Origin of the sequence: Dickeya parazeae Ech586, from assembly GCF_000025065.1 — a bacterium.
GTDB lineage: Bacteria > Pseudomonadota > Gammaproteobacteria > Enterobacterales > Enterobacteriaceae > Dickeya > Dickeya zeae.
In genome coordinates this window covers 1,661,813-1,680,414 of sequence record NC_013592.1, presented here as the reverse complement: position 1 = coordinate 1,680,414, position 18,602 = coordinate 1,661,813, and the positions used below count along the sequence as shown (strand labels likewise).

Annotated in this window: 17 protein-coding genes, 2 tRNA genes and 1 pseudogene; 10 read left to right on the top strand and 10 right to left on the bottom strand. The window is 53.2% G+C overall.

Annotation, left to right across the window (positions count from 1 at the left end):
• Nucleotides 1-526: 526 nt before the first annotated feature.
• Nucleotides 527-751 (top strand): DUF2594 family protein, encoded by a 225-nt coding sequence (locus tag DD586_RS07370; protein ID WP_012884179.1) that lies wholly within the window; start codon nucleotides 527-529, stop codon nucleotides 749-751.
• Between the two features lie 292 nt (nucleotides 752-1,043).
• Here the strand turns inward: DD586_RS07370 and DD586_RS07365 are convergent.
• Nucleotides 1,044-1,119: transfer RNA gene (locus DD586_RS07365), tRNA-Lys, on the bottom strand.
• Nucleotides 1,120-1,447: 328 nt separating this feature from the next.
• Here DD586_RS07365 and cycA point away from each other — a divergent pair.
• A complete protein-coding gene (gene cycA / locus DD586_RS07360) occupies nucleotides 1,448-2,851 on the top strand; it encodes a D-serine/D-alanine/glycine transporter (RefSeq protein ID WP_012884178.1) in 1,404 nt (467 codons plus the stop codon).
• 81 nt (nucleotides 2,852-2,932) lie between these two features.
• Here the strand turns inward: cycA and DD586_RS07355 are convergent.
• Nucleotides 2,933-3,199: pseudogene (locus DD586_RS07355) on the bottom strand (LysR family transcriptional regulator); the annotation flags it as partial.
• Nucleotides 3,200-3,582: 383 nt separating this feature from the next.
• Between DD586_RS07355 and DD586_RS07350 the strand changes: the two are divergent.
• Both DD586_RS07350 and DD586_RS07345 read left to right on the top strand, forming a co-directional pair.
• Nucleotides 3,583-3,658, top strand: a tRNA-Asn gene (locus tag DD586_RS07350).
• Nucleotides 3,659-3,819: 161 nt separating this feature from the next.
• A complete protein-coding gene (locus tag DD586_RS07345) occupies nucleotides 3,820-5,103 on the top strand; it encodes a tyrosine-type recombinase/integrase (protein ID WP_012884177.1) in 1,284 nt (427 codons plus the stop codon).
• A gap of 69 nt (nucleotides 5,104-5,172) precedes the next feature.
• Here DD586_RS07345 and DD586_RS07340 read toward each other — a convergent pair whose 3' ends face one another.
• Nucleotides 5,173-5,484, bottom strand: coding sequence for a DUF736 domain-containing protein (locus tag DD586_RS07340; protein ID WP_012884176.1), 312 nt, complete (start codon nucleotides 5,482-5,484; stop codon nucleotides 5,173-5,175).
• Between the two features lie 1,014 nt (nucleotides 5,485-6,498).
• Between DD586_RS07340 and DD586_RS07330 the strand changes: the two genes are divergently transcribed.
• Nucleotides 6,499-7,425 carry a hypothetical protein gene (locus DD586_RS07330; RefSeq protein ID WP_012884175.1) on the top strand — a complete coding sequence of 309 codons (927 nt, stop codon included), beginning with the start codon at nucleotides 6,499-6,501 and terminating at the stop codon, nucleotides 7,423-7,425.
• Between the two features lie 249 nt (nucleotides 7,426-7,674).
• On the opposite strand, the gene DD586_RS07325 is transcribed toward DD586_RS07330, so the two are convergent.
• The 6 genes from DD586_RS07325 to DD586_RS07300 form a co-directional block, all read right to left on the bottom strand.
• On the bottom strand, nucleotides 7,675-8,043 hold the full coding sequence (locus DD586_RS07325; RefSeq protein ID WP_012884174.1) for a beta/alpha barrel domain-containing protein: 369 nt from the start codon (nucleotides 8,041-8,043) through the stop codon (nucleotides 7,675-7,677).
• The gene (locus DD586_RS07320) at nucleotides 8,043-12,323 is read right to left on the bottom strand and encodes an RHS repeat-associated core domain-containing protein (RefSeq protein ID WP_012884173.1); all 4,281 of its coding nucleotides are present in this window, start codon (nucleotides 12,321-12,323) and stop codon (nucleotides 8,043-8,045) included. Before DD586_RS07320 ends, DD586_RS07325 begins: the two co-directional genes overlap by 1 nt.
• 11 nt (nucleotides 12,324-12,334) lie before the next feature.
• A complete protein-coding gene (locus DD586_RS07315) occupies nucleotides 12,335-12,742 on the bottom strand; it encodes a DUF1795 domain-containing protein (RefSeq protein WP_012884172.1) in 408 nt (135 codons plus the stop codon).
• Between the two features lie 13 nt (nucleotides 12,743-12,755).
• Complete coding sequence (tssI, locus tag DD586_RS07310; protein ID WP_012884171.1) at nucleotides 12,756-14,609, bottom strand: type VI secretion system Vgr family protein; 1,854 nt, start codon at nucleotides 14,607-14,609, stop codon at nucleotides 12,756-12,758.
• Between the two features lie 111 nt (nucleotides 14,610-14,720).
• Nucleotides 14,721-15,239, bottom strand: a complete 519-nt coding sequence (locus DD586_RS07305; RefSeq protein WP_012768188.1) for an Hcp family type VI secretion system effector — start codon at nucleotides 15,237-15,239, stop codon at nucleotides 14,721-14,723.
• A gap of 704 nt (nucleotides 15,240-15,943) precedes the next feature.
• Nucleotides 15,944-16,213, bottom strand: a complete 270-nt coding sequence (locus DD586_RS07300) for a helix-turn-helix domain-containing protein (RefSeq protein ID WP_012884169.1) — start codon at nucleotides 16,211-16,213, stop codon at nucleotides 15,944-15,946.
• Between the two features lie 133 nt (nucleotides 16,214-16,346).
• Here DD586_RS07300 and DD586_RS07295 point away from each other — a divergent pair, with 133 nt between their 5' ends.
• Both DD586_RS07295 and DD586_RS07290 read left to right on the top strand, forming a co-directional pair.
• Nucleotides 16,347-16,625, top strand: a complete 279-nt coding sequence (locus DD586_RS07295; RefSeq protein WP_012884168.1) for a helix-turn-helix domain-containing protein — start codon at nucleotides 16,347-16,349, stop codon at nucleotides 16,623-16,625.
• 113 nt (nucleotides 16,626-16,738) lie between these two features.
• Nucleotides 16,739-16,996 carry a helix-turn-helix transcriptional regulator gene (locus DD586_RS07290; RefSeq protein ID WP_012769229.1) on the top strand — a complete coding sequence of 86 codons (258 nt, stop codon included), beginning with the start codon at nucleotides 16,739-16,741 and terminating at the stop codon, nucleotides 16,994-16,996.
• 16 nt (nucleotides 16,997-17,012) lie between these two features.
• Here the strand turns inward: DD586_RS07290 and DD586_RS21970 are convergent, their stop codons facing one another.
• Nucleotides 17,013-17,183 (bottom strand): hypothetical protein, encoded by a 171-nt coding sequence (locus DD586_RS21970; RefSeq protein ID WP_157668888.1) that lies wholly within the window; start codon nucleotides 17,181-17,183, stop codon nucleotides 17,013-17,015.
• A 310-nt stretch (nucleotides 17,184-17,493) separates the two neighbouring features.
• On the opposite strand from DD586_RS21970, the gene DD586_RS07285 reads away from it, so the two are divergent.
• Genes DD586_RS07285 through DD586_RS07275 form a run of 3 tightly spaced genes read left to right on the top strand, consistent with a single transcriptional unit; the run spans nucleotide 17,494 to nucleotide 18,488 of the window.
• Nucleotides 17,494-17,688, top strand: a complete 195-nt coding sequence (locus tag DD586_RS07285) for an AlpA family transcriptional regulator (RefSeq protein WP_012884167.1) — start codon at nucleotides 17,494-17,496, stop codon at nucleotides 17,686-17,688.
• A 16-nt stretch (nucleotides 17,689-17,704) separates the two neighbouring features.
• Nucleotides 17,705-18,289, top strand: coding sequence for a DUF2857 domain-containing protein (locus tag DD586_RS07280; RefSeq protein WP_012884166.1), 585 nt, complete (start codon nucleotides 17,705-17,707; stop codon nucleotides 18,287-18,289).
• Nucleotides 18,279-18,488 (top strand): TraR/DksA family transcriptional regulator, encoded by a 210-nt coding sequence (locus tag DD586_RS07275; RefSeq protein WP_012884165.1) that lies wholly within the window; start codon nucleotides 18,279-18,281, stop codon nucleotides 18,486-18,488. Before DD586_RS07280 ends, DD586_RS07275 begins: the two co-directional genes overlap by 11 nt.
• Nucleotides 18,489-18,602 lie beyond the last annotated feature (114 nt).

Sequence of the window (18,602 nt, the reverse complement as noted above, 5' to 3'; positions counted from 1 at the left end):
ATGTGGTATTATTGTTTAAGCTCCTGAATGATACTGATTGCGTATCAGACACGGAACTCTCCGCCATCACAGTATTCATATTTCAAACCTGGTTTTTTAGAGAAACAGACGGCGTCACCGTCTAAAAATTTCAAAAAACAAATACAATCAAGAGATTATCAAGTTTTACGAGTGTAGGCAATTAGTCACACGACGACTTTTTCCATCATTGTAACCGTCTTGTCACGTTGTTGCACCGGCCGTTTACTACAAATAATACACCTGCCCCAAAATATCCATATAAAAGTTGCAATGTTTCTAATCAAACGCATTTAAAAGCCAAAAAATACGTTAACAAAATATAGGCAAAATGTGGCGTAAACAGATAAAAACAATACAACTTCACTTTCTGACAGGATTATTTTCCTCGCCAGATAGATTGTCATGTATGGTATAGTGGGTCCAAATTTTGTTATATCGTCGGCAAACATGGGTACAGACCCCCTCAAGGGCTACTCGCCGACTTCCGTTTCCCACAGGAGATTCTATGAATAACAATGACTTCCCGACAGCATCTATGCCAGAAACACTGGCTCATGAAGTGAGCTGTCTGAAAGTGCTGATGACGTTGATGCTGAAATCCATCGGTCAGGCTGACGCTGGAAAAGTGATCGTTAACATGGAGAAATACGCGGCTCAGCTGGAAGACCCTACCCAGGCTGAGATATTCAACACAACTATTAAGCAAATCAAAACAGTCTACCGCCGCTAATCAAATCCCATCGAACAATATTATAACCGCAATTGTTCGGTGGGTATAAATCACGCTTACCTGATTAATAAAAAAACAGAGATAGAAATAACAATACACAAATACTGACAAGATGATTTATATTTAGCCAGCAAACAAAATTTGCCAGATACACATCGGATCTACATTTAATCGATTTTATTTAATGTGAAACATTCCGGATAAAACAAAGTAAAATAAGAAATCATCTCAGTAATTAAATGCTGCAAGATGTTTATATGAGCTAAACGACCATGCCCATGAAAGGAAGTGTTGGTGGGTCGTATAGGGCTCGAACCTATGACCAATTGATTAAGAGTCAACTGCTCTACCAACTGAGCTAACGACCCAACGGGGACGGATTATTCTCCTCTTAACGCCATCTGTCAAATAGTTCATCCTACTTTTTTCAACCTCGAACTATTCGGCGAACACCTTGTAACCCATCACTATTTTCCTCTCCTGGCTTACTTCACCCTGATTGCAACCCGATGCAGATGGGTAGATATCTTTTCCCAGCGCTCACCTGATACCGCTTTACCTGATAAACAGGTGCAATGTTCTCAATTCATCATCAGATGAATACCGTGTTATTATTAATCATTCTGATTTCTTATCACTTGAGGGTGATTCGTTCTCCCCTTTATCACGACAGACAGGATCCGGAAACTACAACAAATGACAGAACAAACGCCCCATTCCCCGGATAACACCGGGCATAGCGACCTGCGGCGCAATCTCACCAACCGCCATATCCAGTTAATCGCCATCGGTGGCGCTATTGGCACCGGCCTATTCATGGGGTCGGGAAAAACGATCAGTCTTGCCGGCCCGTCGATCATATTTGTTTATATGATCATCGGTTTCATGCTGTTTTTTGTTATGCGTGCGATGGGAGAACTGCTGCTCTCCGACCTTAATTACAAGTCATTTAGTGATTTCGCCGCCGACTTGCTCGGACCATGGGCCGGATTTTTTACCGGCTGGACATACTGGTTTTGCTGGGTGGTCACCGGTATTGCCGATGTCGTCGCCATCAGTGCCTATGCACAATTCTGGCTGCCGGATTTATCACAGTGGATTAGCTCTCTGCTTTGTGTGTTGCTGCTCCTGACGTTGAATCTGGCTACCGTTAAGCTGTTTGGCGAAATGGAGTTCTGGTTCGCCATGATTAAGATAGTCGCCATCGTCGCACTCATCGTGATCGGTGCCGGACTGGTTATCGTGCATTTCACCTCACCTTCTGGTGCTGTAGCCTCCGTGAGCAATCTGTGGCAAGACGGGGGATTTTTTCCTAAAGGGCTCAGCGGCTTTTTCGCCGGCTTTCAAATCGCGGTTTTCGCCTTTGTTGGTATAGAACTGGTCGGCACCACCGCGGCAGAAACTAAAAATCCTAATGTGGTGCTGCCACGCGCTATCAACGCCATCCCCATACGCATCATCATGTTTTACGTCTTTGCGCTGATCATGATTATGTCCGTGACGCCCTGGAGTCATATTGCAGCAGACCGTAGTCCGTTTGTGGAAATGTTTGTCCTGGTAGGGTTACCGGCGGCGGCCAGCGTCATTAACTTTGTGGTACTGACATCCGCAGCCTCTTCCGCCAATAGTGGGGTTTTCTCCACCAGTCGCATGCTGTTCGGGTTGGCCAGACAAGGGGACGCGCCGGCACGCTTCGGCCAGCTATCTAAACGCGCCGTACCTTCAGCAGGCCTGCTCTTTTCGTGCCTGTGCCTGCTTTCCGGTGTGGTACTGATCTATTTAATTCCCAACGTCATGACGGTGTTTACTCTGGTTACGACTGTGTCCGCCATTCTGTTCATGTTCGTGTGGAGCATTATCCTATGTTCTTATCTGGCGTACCGTCGGCATCGCCCACAGCTACACCAGTCCTCTTCATACAAAATGCCATGCGGTATTGTGATGAGTTGGGTTTGTCTGGCTTTCTTTGCTTTCGTACTGGTATTACTGTCGCTGCAGCCAGATACACTGCAGGCATTGATGGTGACACCGGTGTGGTTTGTCGTGTTGGCGATAGCCTACCGGCTTATTCGCCGTCGTAGAGCACAGGCTCAGGCGTAAATCCCAAACGCTAAAACAGCCTGGAATTCAATACGGTCAGCTACACCTGCTGGTATAGCTGACCGTATCCGATTAAACACTTACTGTTTGTCGTACACCGTTCACCGCGTGCTTTGCTTGTTCACACTGATTCAAAATAGTTTGTGCATGTGAATACAGAATCTTGCCCGCTTCAGTCGGCGTTACGCCACGACGACTACGTACCAGCAATTGCTTCTCCATTTCGCTTTCGAGCGTGGCAACTTGCTGGCTCAGCGCTGGTTGCGCAATATGCAACATTTCAGCGGCCTGGGTCAGGCTGCCAATATCAACGATTTTTACAAAGTATTTGAGCCGTCTCAGATTCATGTGTACCTCCTGAATAGTTACGGCTTAGTAGTAGCAAGAAGCGCGCCAGATCATTTCACTATTATCAAAAAAAGTGCTCCCGTGGCTTAACCCACTTAAAAATAAGTAAAAGCAATGGTGATAGCTGCAACAGTAACAATACTAATTCCCCCAGCATGAACCGCTACCCACCCGTAGCGCGGCCCGATCGCACCAAACTAGTGCAAACATTGCTATCTGAAAGTGCATTCCTGAACAATGTCGACCATCGTCTGGTGTGAAAAACGCCGACTACCGCAATAATTTCAATAATTTGATTATAAGTTCAGCAAACAGTCATCCACAGCGCTATCATGCTTTGACAAGCACTCAGGCTGCCGCTATCATCCACGTCACTTAGCGATTCCTCTGTAGTTCAGTCGGTAGAACGGCGGACTGTTAATCCGTATGTCACTGGTTCGAGTCCAGTCAGAGGAGCCAAATTCTTGTTTTCATGCCTCTTTGCGAATCCTTATGTGATTCGGATTCAATAAGTTAGCGTGAAATGTCTTCCCGATGCATTTTCAGTTTTCCCTCTGCATCGGGAGAATTTGGTGGTCAGATTTGGGGTCAGGTTAGTTCGATGACGGAGTGACCCCCATATGTCTATTAATGACTCAAAAATCCGCAACTTAAAACCATCTACAAAACCCTACAAAGTTTCCGATTCTCACGGCCTGTACCTGTTAATTAATCCCGGCGGTTCACGTCTCTGGTATCTCAAATATCGTATCAATAGAAAAGAATCCCGCCTCGGTTTAGGTACCTACCCCGATGTATCGCTGGCTGATGCGCGTCAACAACGTGACAGCATCCGTAAACTGCTGGCGCAGAATATCAACCCCGCGCACCAACAGGCGGCAGAAAAAGCGCCCCGCTCACCAGAAAAATCATTCAGAGATGTAGCGCTGGACTGGCACAAGAGCAACCGGACATGGTCAGAGAGCCACGCCACTCGCCTGCTTGCCAGTATGAACAACCATCTCTTTCCGGTTATCGGGCACCTGCCCGTTACGGAGCTGAAACCCCGTCACTTCATCAGTCTGCTGAGAGGGATTGAGAAAAAAGGTTTACTGGAAGTGGCAGCCCGTACCCGGCAGCACCTGTGCAACATCATGCGTCATGCTGTGCATCAGGAACTGATAGAACACAATCCGGCGGCCAATCTGGACGGTATTATCGCCTCACCAGTTAAACGTCACTACCCTGCCCTGCCGCTGGAGCAACTACCGGAACTGTTGACGCGCATTGAGGACTACCGGCAAGGACGGGAATTAACCCGGCTGGCCGTATCGCTCACCCTGCATCTGTTCATCCGCTCCAGCGAATTGCGCTTCGCTCGCTGGTCGGAAATTGATTTCAGAAACCACATCTGGACTATTCCCGCTACCCGCAAAGCCATCCCCGGCGTGCGTTATTCCGGGCGTGGCGCGAAGATGCGTACCCCACATATCGTTCCCCTCTCCCGGCAGGCCATCGCTATTCTGAGACAGATACAGGAAATCTCCGGACATCAGGTGCTGATATTTCCCGGCGCTCACAATCCGTATAAACCGATGTGCGAAAACACGGTCAACAAGGCACTGCGACTGATGGGTTATGACACGAAAGACGAAATCTGCGGTCATGGATTCCGGGCAATGGCCTGCAGCGCGCTGATGGAATCCAGCCTGTGGGCGCAGGATGCGGTTGAACGGCAGATGAGCCATCAGGAACGCAACAGCGTGCGAGCGGCGTACATCCATAAAGCGGAATATCTCGATGCCCGAAAAGCGATGATGCAATGGTGGTCGGATTATCTGGATATGAACCGGGAAAATTACGTTGCGCCCTATGTTTATGCGCAAGTGACGCTGCTCCCCTCAAGAGCAGTAAAAACGCAATGAGCCACAGGCTCATTGCCGGAGTAAACAGTGTGCGCCCCGCCGTGACTGGCGGGGCGAGGTGTCTGGCTGTCAGGCCGACGGTTTGCTGCGCGACCAGATCAAGTGGTGCTTGCCATCCTCATCTTCGATAAGGCGAGCATAGAGGGTTGCAGGGAAGGAAGGGTCGTCGAGCGTCACCGACAGATAAGGCCGTTCGGCCTGGCTGATTTTCCGCCAGGCTGCGCCGATGTCATAACCACCGAGGGTCTGAATGCGGAAGTCAGGGGCGTGCTCGCTGCTTTTGTCGCAGGGGATAAACCTAACCTTGACATTCAGGGTCAGGGTGCGGACGGTGCCAGTGAAGCCGTTGTTTTGTGCGGTGAAGGTGCCGATGTTAGCCATGATGTTGCTCCTTTCGGATTTTCAAGGTCGCGCCTGTCGCGTCCTTTGTGGTGATCCGAACGGCAGGAGCCATGCTGGCCGCATCGCTTGCGACCGTAACACCGTGAAGGACCGGAAGAGGCAAAGAATTTGCTGCGCGAGGAAGGCGCTTGCGCCGGGGAAATTGTTTGTCTCTTCCGGTTGCGGCCATCAAGCCCGGCTCCTGCCAGGATTCACAACGAGCTCAAGGACGTATAGGCTGACCAGGCCGAAAGGCTCAATGGCTGACCCGGCTTCCCCGCACAACGGCTTTACCGGCTCCTCTCCTGATACGGTCAAGATCATCATCCCCACGACCGTCGAGCATGCTCTGCAATTTATCCCACGGTGAAAGCAGCCTATGGCATCAATCCGGTCATCTGGCCGAGCGATATATCGGTGACGCCCTCTTCCTGACTGCAAGACCTTCGTCGCCAGTGCCAAAAACGGCAAACATCCATCCAACCTGACGCAGCAAATGATGGCAAACGAAAACACCCCGTCAATTACGATGGATAACCTTTTAAGACTGAAAAGATGCCAACTACCCTTTCTATACACTCAAAAATACCGGAGCTAACACGTAATAACCAATAATGACAGCAGTACATATATTTTTATGACAAACTGCATCACTTTAAGTAAAAACTTCATTCTATAAATTCAATCTGGCAGAACAGTTCTGGGCTGTCCATGCCAGTGAAACACGTTGATGACATCCATTCATAAAACTAAAGAGTGCATAACCCGGGTGCTGTAGTGCTGCTGCCACGGCAGGCGGTAGCCCACTTGTGATACAGATTCCCCCACTCCTTGTGGATTTGTTATTTTCTTTCTTAAAAAAACCTAAAAATAGATAAAGCTGGTCATTCTAAATAAACCTTTTTCGCTCTATAAATTTACATATGGAACGTTAACTTTATACCCGGCAATTTTATTAATCCCCCGTTACGCTCTACACACAGGAAAGGTTGTCATGCTGAAGGAGATTACATCATGCAAAAACAAACCTTCCTTTTAAACACGAAAAGCAGTATGCCTGAATGGATGACGATACAGGAGGCTATCAGAATAACGAAGAAAAAAACAAAAATAGAATTGACAGACAGTGATATTTATCGCCATGCTTTATATGGAAACATCAGCCTTTCTATTTACTTCCAGTCACCGATTTTTTTACGAAAAATACGAACATTGGATAATAAATTGAAGCTACGCCCGGTCGGGCACTCATTCATCGACCGGCTCTGCTTGCTCGATAGAAACAGTTTCCTTGGCAAACGAAATCTTATTCTCAGTACCGAGGGACGATATATTACTCCCACCCAGCCCATTATTGACACACTATTAGCGGGACATGAGTACGTTATGGTACAACGTTTACTTGCTCGCTCCCTGCACATTCCATTACCACACATCGGTGAGAATGAGATCAATTACGGTATATCGGTAACTCTTTCAGGAGAGATATTTCAGGTATTCGAAAAGATCACATGGCAGGAAAGAATAAACCAGAAAATCATGCGACTCCCTGAGAAAATGTGGACTGATATTTATCAAGAGATTCAACAACAAGGCATGAATCCAAACTTCCGAAAGGATTACTTTCCGGTTCACGACCTACCGCAAGATGCCTGCTTTGTTATCCGGCATACTGAACTGGAAAAGTTAATCAACATGCCGACCAAAAACCAAACATCCTCGTCATCTTCCACACGGATATCCACGCCGTTATCACGATTATTCTGGCTCGCCTGTAAACATAATGAGGCCATTAGCCCATTAATCAGGCAACCCTATAAACTGTTGTCCATTTTTGAGCAATGGGCATCAACTGATGGTATCACCGACCATCTGAGTGGTGACACACTAAAAACGGCACTGGAGCGCGGTTCCCCCACATCCATTTCGGGATCTGGTTAATAGAGTATTTCCTCATTTAATCCAGGCTGTGTCTCTTAATCACCTGCATGGTGGAAAATCAAATAACGCTTACAGATGATGGCAGTGGAAATGTACGAAACCGGCTCATAAATGAACAAATTTAATGCATTTTTTCACCATCACCAGTGAATCTGAATTAAGGGACACAGCCTGATATTTGATCGTTGAACTAAACAGCATAAAAAGCAGCCGGAAGGATCGTTGGGATCGCTTCCGGCTTTGTCAATATCAAGCAGGGAATTTCCCATTTTTATATGACTGCCAAAGATAGTTTATAGGCCAGCCATTAGTATTTCCCTTCAATATGTCTTTCGCTATTATTTCAATATCATCTGATATTCTTGATGCAATTTCAGATTCTTTGATAATCTTAAATGAAAGTTTAAAGGATTTTTCACGAAGGATATCGATGAAATCTAAATCATCCTTACTAAAAACTTCTTTTTCCAATCTATTGAAATTATTCATCCACTCCGAATCAAATGTTTTTGAATCGCGAGAATCCAATGCATTGTCTACATCCAGATTTTTTAAGAAATCAAAAAATGATGGCGAAGATAACACATTTTCCATGTCTATAAGATTGCTATTAATCATTACATCAACCCTTGTTTGGTAAGCCAGTTTTCAATTAGGTCTACGGCTTGGCTCGGTGTTACATTTGAACCCAATATATGTGTACCATTTGGAGAACGAACATCCACTTTGATATCGTCCAAACTCGAATACGCTTTCTTATAAGCATCAAACAACTCTTTGTCAGAACCAGCAAAATCACCTTGCCTTGGGCCTACATATTTTCTTTCTGCATCATGCATTCGCCAATGATCATGTTCTGGCTCTTTACCCCTAGGAAATAAAGTCGGGCGGGTTTTATCGGAGCGTGCAACCTCAAAAGGCCTTCCCTGTGATTTTCTTACGGATGGAACGTGATGACCTGATTCACTAACACCCATACATTTCTTACCGTTTAGACCTAAAGGGTCAATACCGCTTATAGGGTTGTATACATACCCGTAATTACTCTCCCCCCCCAGCACCCCTATCGGGTCAGGCGAGACATAGCACCCACCGGCCGGGTCGTAGTACCGAAAGCGGTTATAGCACAGCCCGCTTTCGCTGTCACGGAGCTGCCCGGCGAAGGCCAGGCCGGGGTCCGGACTTTCCGATTTTTCTGCCTGACGCTGGCCCCACAGCGTGGCTTTCGGGGCCTGCCAGCGCAGGGTGCCGTCCGGTGTGAACAGCGCCTGTGGGGTACCGTTCTGGCTGCTGGTCACAAAATCCGTTTCCCAGTCACCGCCAGTGTGCTGGCGCTGCTGTACCACCAGCTCCCAGCCGTTGTAGACCCAGTGGCGACGGGCCACGAGCTGGCCGTGGCGGTAGTGGCGGATTTCCGCTATCTGGTCGCCATCCCACTGGTAGCGAATTTCTTCGGCTTTCTGGTCGCAGCGTTTGCCCACCCGGCGACCGAACGGGTCGTAACGGTACAGCCAGCGCTCGCCGGTCGGGGTATCCACCACCCGCAGCTGGTTGCGACTGTCCCAGCGGTACTGCCACACCTGCGGACGGTAGCCCGGCTGCACCACCTGTTTACGGATGAGCCGTCCGGCCCTGTCGTACTGGTAATGGGTGTCATCGTGCTGCACCAGTCGGCCAGACTGCCACTCGGTGAGGCGGCCTGCCTCCTGTGGCAGGCCGCTGCGGGTGTAGTGGAAGCGGGCGAGGGTGTCCACCGGTTTGCCCGCACCGCCGCTCAGCACTGCCTGCACCCGGCCGGTGGCGTCCAGACGATAACCTTCGGCGTCGCGATTGTGACGCACCCCGGTCAGGTTACCGGCACCGTCGTAGCGGTATTCCCGCGTCTGTGCCGCCAACAGGTGGCCGTCGTGCTGTGCACCGCTCATCTCCCGCGTCAGCCAGCCCATCACGTCGTATTCCCGCTGCTGGACAAAGCCGCTGCCGCCGCGACGGTGTGACTCGCGGCCCGCCGCGTCATGGGTCAGGGTCAGGTCGGCACCGTCCGGCAACTGCACCTGCCGCAGCTCGCCGGTGCGGGTGTAATGGAACAGACTGGTGAGCGGCGCGAGGGTGCCGGTGGTGTCATCGGCGTCGCCGTCCCAGGTCAGGGTGCGGGTGACGGTGCGGGCCGCGTCATCGTACTGGCGGGTGAGCAGCGTGCCGTTGTGCCATTCACGCACCACCCGGTCGCACAGGTCGTAGTCCAGTTGCACATGGGCGGTGGCTGACGAGACCTCGGTCAGGCGGCCCACCGCATCGTACCGGTAGTGCAGGGTGTCGTCCGGCGCGGTTTCACGCAACAGCAGGCCGCGGGCGTCGTAGAGGAAGTGACGGGTGTCGCCTTCGCCGTTGCGCACGCTGACGCACAGGCCGTCCTCGTCGTAGCTGTAGTGGGTCTCGGTGCCGGTCATGTCACGCTCGCGGATGACCCGCCCGTCGGCATCCAGCCACCACTGCCAGCGGCTGCCGTCCGGGGCAATAACCGCTGTCAGTTGCTGGCTCTCTTTATCGTACGCGTAGTGCCAGGTGCGGCCTTCGGCGTCGGTGCGGGCGGTCAGCAGGTCGAACGGGCCGAAGGTCTGACGCCACAGCGCGCCGTTGCCGTCCACGTAGCTCAGCAGGTTGTTGTGGCGGTCGTACTGGCGCAGTTCTTCCTTGTCGTCCGGGCGTATCAGCTGCTCCGGCAGTGTCCAGCTGGCCCGGCGGTAGCCGAGCCGGAAACGGGCACCGTCCGCCCGTTGCCACTGCACCACCCGGTCCTGCCCGTCGTAGCGTAACTGCCGGGTGCGGCTCTCGGCGTCAGTGGCACTCAGCAGCCGCTGGCGATGGTCGTACTGCAACCGCGCCTGTACCTCACCGGCGGCGTCACTGACCTGGGTCAGCAGGCCGTAGCGGTTCCAAGTGAATCGGACCTCGCTGGCATCCGGCCCGGTGAGCCGCTCCGGGTTACCCTCGGCGTCATACACCCAGCCCCACTCGCGGCCCAGCGGGTCGGTGACGCCGCACAGCCGCAGCGCGTCGTCGTAGTCGTACTGCCACTGGTGGCCGCTGGCGTCGGTAAAGGTGCTGACCCGCCCGGTGTCATCGAGATAACCGAACTCGACCACCCGCCCGGCGGGCGAGATTTCCCGCAGCAGGTTGCCGACCTCGTCGTAGTCGTAGCGGGTGACGTGACCGAGCGGGGATTGTTCCCAGCTCATCAGGTGCAGGTCGTTGAAACCGAATTCGCTGCGCTGGCCGAGGCCGTCGGTCATCACCACCCGGTCGGGCAGGTAATCGAAGCGGGCGGTCAGAAAACCGTCGGCGCAGGTGGTGTAGACGCAACGCCCCTGTGCGTCGTATTCGTAGCGCGCCCAGGTCTGGTCGTTATCGTGCCAGCGGGTCAGCCGGTGGGCGGTGTCGTACTCGTAATAGAGGTGATAGGCGTGGGTGGCGTTGGCTTCCACCAGTCGGCCCTGTTCGTCCTGCCGGTACTCGGCCAGCAGCGTCTTCTGGCCGCCATCGATGCGTTGTATCTGGTGCAGGAATTCGCCCTGCCACACCAGCAGCAGAGTGACGCCGTCGCTGTGGCGCACCTGGCGCAGGTAGCCTTTCGGGTCGCGCACCAGCTCGATGCGGTTGTCGTGGCTATCGTGAAGGGCCGACAGCAACCGGCGCTCGCCCTGTACCACGCTAAAGTCGCGCCAGGTCTGCTGGTCGCGGTGCCACAGGCTGAAACCGTCGCCCCGGCGGTGCAGGGTAAATTCAGGGTAGTGCGGGCAGTACACCGCCTGTACGTCCTGATGGAAGGTAAAATCGATGTCGTAGCCCTGAGCCAGCGTGATGACCACGTGGGTGTTGAGGCCGTCGCGCGTTACCGTCGCCACCTCGCTCCAGCTGTCGTGCCAGCCGCGGCCCAGCAGCCCGACATGCCCGGAGGCGGAGCGGTAGGTGCGTTCGAACACCAGCGGCAGCGTCTGGCCCAGCGCGATATCGGTACGGGATTCAATCACCTCGCCGCTGGCGATGTAGACCGGGTCTTTGAGGAAGCCGCGCACCGCTTCCGTGACACGCGACAGCCCCTTATTGTTGCGAAATCCGTCACTGGCACATTTAACGGCGCTTTTCAGTCCTTCCAGCGTTTTCAGCGCCCCGGCGCGCATCCCTTTTAGTACCGCCATCGGCCCGCGGGTGAACAGTTTACCCAGCCCCCTGAACATCCCACGACTGGGCGGTACCAGAAACTCCACCGCAATCAGCAGCGCCTTTTCCCACCAACTGAACTCGTCGGCAATCTCCAGATAGGTGCCCTGCCCGGAGCCGAAAAATACCGTTGAGGCCCCTTCCTTGATAGTGGCACCACAGACGGTTTTATCGTCGATACGGGCGGCTGGTGCGTCGTTCACGAACACCGACTCGCTGCCCTGGGCAATCAGTTGCGGGCTGTTGTGCTTGGTGCAGGCAACGGTGTCTTTCGTGGCGCGGGCGACGGGCTGTTTTTCAACAAACACGTTACCCGAGCCGGACGCCACCGGCCCGAAGGCCGGTGACGCACTGTCCACCATCGCCGACACCTTGTTGGTGACGGCGGAAATCAGGTCACCGGCGGCAAACACGGCCAGTGCCCCGACGGCCGCCACCGCCAGTCCGCCGGTCACCCCCACCAGAAATACCGCCACGGCTGCCACGGCCGCTGCCACCAGCGCCCCGGCCACGGCCCCGGCCAGTGCACCGAGAAAACTCTTGTGTTTGATGGTCTTACCCGGCGACGTTGGCGGTTTACCCTGACAGGGTTGCGGCCGGTCGGCGGGCGGGTTGGGACGGTTTCCGGCATGCATGGCCCCCACCCGGGCCACCCGGCTCAGAATATCGTTGAGCATCGTGACTCCCTTCAGGACGCGGCTTTGAACGTCTCGATAACCGCCAGCAGCGCGGCTTTCTGTTCATCCTGCAGCTCACCGGCGGCGGTGAGGGTAAAGGTCAGCAGCAGCTCGCCGCGTACCTGCATCACCACCACCTGGTGCATCGGGCCTTCCGGCGAGCGCCAGCTGTACTCCAGCCCGCGTGCGGGTTGACCGTCCAGCGTCAGTTCCCAGGCGGCGCGCTCCTGATAGCCCTTCAGGTGGGAGGAAAACTGCGCCAGCGTCTGTTCATAGACGGTGTCCGGCGACAGGCCGAATTCAATCGGTGTGCGGTTGACCACCAGATTGGCGGTGTCGCCCGGCAGCACAAACACGTGCAGCGACTCGTCGCGCCAGCCCGCCGGAATAGCCAGGGTGCCTTCGTTCATCTGATACATGCGTGCTGCTCCCTCAGTTCAAATCGATACGGGTGCCGTTCAGCACCAGTCCTTTGCCGGTAATGGAAATGTTGCCGTCCTTGTCGATGGCGATGAAGCCACCCGCGGTGGCAATCAGGATGTCGCCGCTCTGGGACTGGATGGCGATATTGTTTTTCACCTGCAGCGACTCGTTGTCGTCAACGGTGGTGTGGCGGTTTTTGGTGACGGCGACGGTCTGCTCGCCCTGGATTTCGGTGACCTGATTTTCCTTCACCGACACCGTCTGGTTGTGCTGCACCACCACGGTCTGGTCGCCGCCGACATTCTCGGTATGGCTGGCGTTGACCGCCGTGCTGCGGTTGTTCAGCACCACGGTGTTCATGTCCTTCTGGGCGTGGATAAACACCTCTTCCTGCCCGGCCTGGTCTTCAAAGCGCAGTTCGTTGAACCCGGCCCCTTTATGGGTACTGGTGCGCAGCGAGGTACGGGTTTTGTTGGCCGGAAGCGGATACGGCGAGGGGTTGGTGGCGTGAAAGGTGCGCCCGGTGACGATGGGCTGGTCCGGGTCGCCTTCCAGAAAGCTCACCACCACCTCATGGCCGATGCGTGGAATGGCAATCAGGCCGTACTGCCCCCCGGCCCAGCCCTGGCTGACGCGTACCCAGCAGGAGCTCTGGTCGTCGCTGGCACCGTAGCGGTCCCACGGGAACTGCAGCTTCACCCGGCCAAACTCGTCGCAGTAAATCTCTTCCCCCGCCGGACCCACCACGGTGGCAATCTGCGGGCCGTCCACCATCGGCTTGTACGGCATGGCCGCACGCCAGGTGGTGGTGGCTTTCACCACCTCGAAACTGTTGCTGATGGTGGTCGGCTCGCCGCCACTTTCTTCTTCCAGCGCCTGCGGCTGCTGGCCGCTGTGGGTGACCGCCACCACCTGCCAGGCCAGGTTGAATGCCGGGTTCGGGTGCTCTGTGAGGGTAAAGGTGCCACCCGGCATCAGTTCGGCGGCGTTGGATTCGCCACTGCCGGTCATTGCCCCGGCACGCAGCGCGTCCAGCCGGTAGCCGGTAAACGCTTTACCGCTCGGGTCTTGCTTGAAGCGGCCGGGATAATCAAAGTGCTGGTAGGATTCACGCTGGTGGTCCAGCTCGCTGCTCATCCTGTTGTGCAGCAGCCCGTAGGCCGGGGTCTTGAAGCTGTAGTCCTTCAGCGCCACCTCGGCGGTACTGACCGCTTCGGCGTAGCGGAAACGCCGCACATACGCCCCTTCCGACAAGCCTTGCGTGGCGAGATTGAAGAACAGCTCGGGGCCTTTGGTCAGCGCACCGGCGTCATCGGCAAACACCACCCGGTGCTTCCCGGCTTCGAACTCGTGGAAGTAGAACAGCCCCTCTTCCGCCGCCAGCCGGTGGATGAACGCCAGGTCGCTTTCGCGGTACTGCACGCAGTACTCGCGCACCGCATGCTCGTGGCGCAGGGCGAAGGCGTAATCGGTAATTCCGGCTTCTTCCAGCAGGGTACTGATAATGGTGTCCGGCTTCTGGGTCTGGAAGATACGGGCGTTGGTACGCAGACCGAGCCGCCACAGCGCCGGGCGCACTTCGGCCTGGTAGCGGGTACGGCGAAAACCGGTGTCGCCCTGGGCAAAGCGGCTGACGATACCGCTGACCCGGCGCTGCAGTTCGCCGTCGTACCACACCAGCAGCTCGCACGGCTGGTCCAGCACCGCGCCGAAGTCGATGCCGGGCTGGCTGCTGGCCAGATTGAGCGACAGCGCAAACGGCTGGTTCAGCGCCTCACTGAGTTCAAAATCCACCACCGCGAAGGTGGTGTCCGGCAACGCGCCGACCTTCACGGTAAACTGCAATCCGGTACTGTTGGCCACCTGACGTCCTCCTTATTCCCTGTCTGCGTCCGCACTCAGCGATAACCGTCGCCATCGCTCAGGGCAGGCTGAAAACGACAACACCCGGACCGGAGTCCGGGTTGATGGCCATTACGCTTCGATCGGCGCGCGCCAGTCGTCAGAGCCGGAAGTCCCGGCCACGGTGTGCTCCCAGTCCACCTTGCGGTAGGCCAGCGACACTTCGATAAGCTGGGTGTAATCCTGCTTGGACGGGTCCTGGCAATGCGGCATCTGGTTGTTGATGTCGACGATGGTGGCGTCGGTGAGGGTGGTGGTGAAGAAATGCTCCTGCTTGCCTTCGACAGAGGTGCGGTACCACTTCAGGGTCACGGTCGGCAGCATTTCGCCGGAGGCCAGCGCGTTATACAGCAGCGGGACGGCCTTGTTCAGGGCGACGGTGAACTTGAACGGCTTGTGCACGCGCTGACCGGCAGGCTGGCCGGACTGCGGGTCGGTCGGGACGGTGACGATGTGTTTGAATTCCTGCACCAGCATCTCGTCTTCGTGACCCTGCACGTAGATGTTGCCGACGGAGTCAGAGGTGAAGGCACCGGCGGTGATATTGCCCTGAGTTTTACCTTCGATGCTGATATAGCATGGAGTTGGCATAGTCTTGCTCCTTGTTGTTGAACGGTTAGTGTGACTTCACCGTTTACAAAGCAATGACTGTGCCAGTTTTTATTCTGTTGTTTTTAAAGGGAAAAATAATATCGCCATTTTCCCTAAGTCAAACTTGAGCAAAAAATTGCGCAGACCTCCCGAAAAAACGGCATCCATTGCGCAAACAGGGATTTATGCTGGAAAGTGAGCAAGAAGTTGCGCAGATTTTGTGATCATTCTGTAGGTGACTATTTTTCGATCTATTAGTGACTTGTTTTTTGTGATTGTAATCACGGTTTTGATTTTTATGAACGCTGGGATGCCAATGTGTTTACCGCATATTGCTGTGCCAGATATCCCGTCGAGTGGTAAAGAAAGGCATTCCGGCACGGGGAAAGACAGCACCAGATAATCCGGCTTCATCATGCTGATTTGTGAGACTAAAGACCCACTCAAGAGGTAAAGATAGTGTCGGCACCCTACCCGCCATGTCTTGCGGCATCCACCCCTCAACTTATTGAGTCCAAAGAAAACCAACGGGTATACCTGCGTCTCATGCACGAAGACTGGCCCGATAGCATCGGGCCACAAAGAACAGAGGTAAACAGGATAAAAGTGAACGAAAATCACGCTAATGAGTGTGATTTAAACATGAAAGGGATACTCCTATCGCTGCCCTTCTCTGCCTGCTTTGCCGCAGGCATAGCTAACGATCATTTATCCTGAGTATACCGGGGGCGAGAGCGTGGGGTGCGCGGGATTAACTGCCCCTGCTCGTCAAAATAGCGGCTCGGCCAAATCTCATAGGCCGGTACGCCCAATGCATCAGCAATCAGTTGTTCCCCTTTAGGCCACGGGCGATTAAGCGCATTACCCAGCGTGGAGGAATTCAACCCCGCCGCCCGAGACACAGCGGCCATCGTAGTTCCCCGTTTGTGAAGCCCGGCAATAATGTCGGCGGAATGCCAGTCGATATTAGCCATTTTGTTTACCTCATTCAAAGACTTGAAGTCCAATAAGGATAAGTGGATGAATGTTATCTTTAGTAAGTCTAAAGATGATTCATCTTAAGGAATGCTAAAGATGATGTCAATATAACCAATAACAGGAAAAGTTATGGTTCCGCAGCGTCTAAGAGCCGCAAGAGAACGTGCAAAGATTTCACAGGAAGAACTGGCGATAGCCGCCGGGATTTCTGAGGAGACGGGCTACTCAAGAATGTCACACTATGAGAATGGCAGGCACAAACCAAAATTTGAGCTGATATGCACGTTTGCCAAAATACTGGATGTACCGGAAGGATACTTCTACACGCTGGATGACAGCTTTGCTGAAGCCATGCTGAAGTTGCATGCTGGCGAGTTGGTTCAGTGGAGAAAAAACAAATCTAATTAATTGAAAAAATTAGCGATCCCTATAAATACAAATCACCATCTTTATGAACTCTAAAGATAAATTCTATTGAGCAATGCTAAAGATCTCCGTGAAATCCTCATTGGGAACACGGCATGATCCCCAAAAGACTCAAAGAAGCACGCTTGCACGCTAAACTCACTCAGGAAAAACTGGGTGTACTGGCTGGGCTTGAAGAAGCTACGGCTTACTCACGCTTGTCTCATTATGAAAACGGTACGCACAAGCCGACCTTCGAGCTGGTGTGCGAGTTTGCTCGCGTACTGGACGTACCGGAATGCTATTTCTACATAGTGGATGATCAGTTTGCGCAAGACGTGCTTGAGTTATTTCGAAGCAAGAGGAGTGGTTAGGATTAGGCTCTGTCTTTTAATTTGGCAACCCGCGGTTCTCAGCGTATAGCGGGTACTGGCTTTCATCAGTCAATAGAACATGCTGGTCACCAATAGCGAGTTCAGCGCCAGGCCTCCCCCAGCGTGTATTCACCACGACTTCCGCACCTGCCAGACTGGCGATAATGGCCGACCAGTCAATAAACATACCTTGTCAGATCACGTGTAATCACGGGTGGTAACAATACAACCGCCTATAAAGAGTTTGCCATAAACATCGTGGTAGCAGAAAGGTCATGGGCACCCAACCGTCATCGGAAAAATTGCACCGAACCACGTGAAAGACTTCTTCTGGTTAAATAAACGCTGAGTTATAGAAAAACAATTCCGCGATATTGTCTAAAAACCCGTATTAAGGATGGTGATATCCGTAATACGGGCTCATCAACTTTCACTCCGTCACTCGCTGTGTTTTTTTGTCTTCTCCGGGCATACGCCATTCTGCACTGGAGGAACCTATGTCATCTCATCAGTTATTGCGTCTGAGACAAGTGGAAGAAAAAACTGGCCTGAAGCGCTCGCAAATCTATCTGTATATGAAAGACGGAACCTTTCCGGCCTCAATAAAGATTGGTCCCGCCAGCGTGGCCTGGCTCGAATCTGAAATTGACGAATGGATTAACTTCAAATTAGCCAACCGCTTAACGCGCTGATGGAGGATATCACCTTATGATCCCCTCATTGAATTACGCGGTGTTAACACACGCCCTTGCTGCGCTCAAGGACGGTAATTTTCGTTATTGTGAGACGTTAGGGTTCACCTTTGACGAATTAAATGCCCTCAATCAGCTCTCCCTCGACGAACTGTTTATCGTCAGCCGGGCATCAGCGCAATTTATGGCGGTCACTGTCCGCCATGAAGTCCTACAACAGATTCTGACGTTATCCCGCAAGGAAGCGCTACGCCAACAACAGATTAACCGTGCCATCAGGCTGGGAGGATCAATCACCCTGCTGCACCACTTTTTTGGCCTCACCTCAAACGAGGTCTGCACTCGTCGTCGGTTATTGGGTGTCACCATCCCTTATGGCCGAACGCCTATCCCCGATGAAACCACTGATGCCGAAATCTGGCGGTTATGGCAGAAAAGCCGACCTGAAAACCTGGAAACGCCTGACGCGCTGGAAGCAATGATGCAGATCACCGAAGCGTTGTCCTCACTAAAGGAAAGGCCTTCGTTCACCGTTGTCTGGAACCGTATCACCCTTTGCGAAAAGGAAGCATCGAACAGGAGGACACCACATGCCAGATGAGATCGATCGCGATCAGGAATTTAATGAGCAACGACTGGAAGAGATGATTGAACAGAATCGTTTTAAGCCAGCAACCACGCCTTCATTACATTACTGCCGCCTATGTGGTGAGCCTATTCCTGAGAAGCGACGGCAAACGCTGCCAGGTGTGACAACCTGCACGGAATGCCAGGCTATTATTGAACGCCGTCAGCGATGATAATTGAATATACGCGCAGCGAATATAGCTTCTCTGTGCGTTACTTACTCTTCTCATAAAGACAACGCTTATTATTAGCGTTAAACGCTAAGCAAAAATTCGTCGCTATTATTA

Coding starts and splice junctions, on each gene's coding strand:
- DD586_RS07370 (WP_012884179.1), top strand. CDS start 527: ATGAATAACAATGACTTCCCGACAGCATCTATGCCAGAAACACTGGCT.
- cycA (WP_012884178.1), top strand. CDS start 1,448: ATGACAGAACAAACGCCCCATTCCCCGGATAACACCGGGCATAGCGAC.
- DD586_RS07345 (WP_012884177.1), top strand. CDS start 3,820: ATGTCTATTAATGACTCAAAAATCCGCAACTTAAAACCATCTACAAAA.
- DD586_RS07340 (WP_012884176.1), bottom strand. CDS start 5,484: ATGGCTAACATCGGCACCTTCACCGCACAAAACAACGGCTTCACTGGC.
- DD586_RS07330 (WP_012884175.1), top strand. CDS start 6,499: ATGCAAAAACAAACCTTCCTTTTAAACACGAAAAGCAGTATGCCTGAA.
- DD586_RS07325 (WP_012884174.1), bottom strand. CDS start 8,043: ATGATTAATAGCAATCTTATAGACATGGAAAATGTGTTATCTTCGCCA.
- DD586_RS07320 (WP_012884173.1), bottom strand. CDS start 12,323: ATGCTCAACGATATTCTGAGCCGGGTGGCCCGGGTGGGGGCCATGCAT.
- DD586_RS07315 (WP_012884172.1), bottom strand. CDS start 12,742: ATGTATCAGATGAACGAAGGCACCCTGGCTATTCCGGCGGGCTGGCGC.
- DD586_RS07305 (WP_012768188.1), bottom strand. CDS start 15,239: ATGCCAACTCCATGCTATATCAGCATCGAAGGTAAAACTCAGGGCAAT.
- DD586_RS07300 (WP_012884169.1), bottom strand. CDS start 16,213: ATGGCTAATATCGACTGGCATTCCGCCGACATTATTGCCGGGCTTCAC.
- DD586_RS07295 (WP_012884168.1), top strand. CDS start 16,347: ATGGTTCCGCAGCGTCTAAGAGCCGCAAGAGAACGTGCAAAGATTTCA.
- DD586_RS07290 (WP_012769229.1), top strand. CDS start 16,739: ATGATCCCCAAAAGACTCAAAGAAGCACGCTTGCACGCTAAACTCACT.
- DD586_RS21970 (WP_157668888.1), bottom strand. CDS start 17,183: ATGTTTATTGACTGGTCGGCCATTATCGCCAGTCTGGCAGGTGCGGAA.
- DD586_RS07285 (WP_012884167.1), top strand. CDS start 17,494: ATGTCATCTCATCAGTTATTGCGTCTGAGACAAGTGGAAGAAAAAACT.
- DD586_RS07280 (WP_012884166.1), top strand. CDS start 17,705: ATGATCCCCTCATTGAATTACGCGGTGTTAACACACGCCCTTGCTGCG.
- DD586_RS07275 (WP_012884165.1), top strand. CDS start 18,279: ATGCCAGATGAGATCGATCGCGATCAGGAATTTAATGAGCAACGACTG.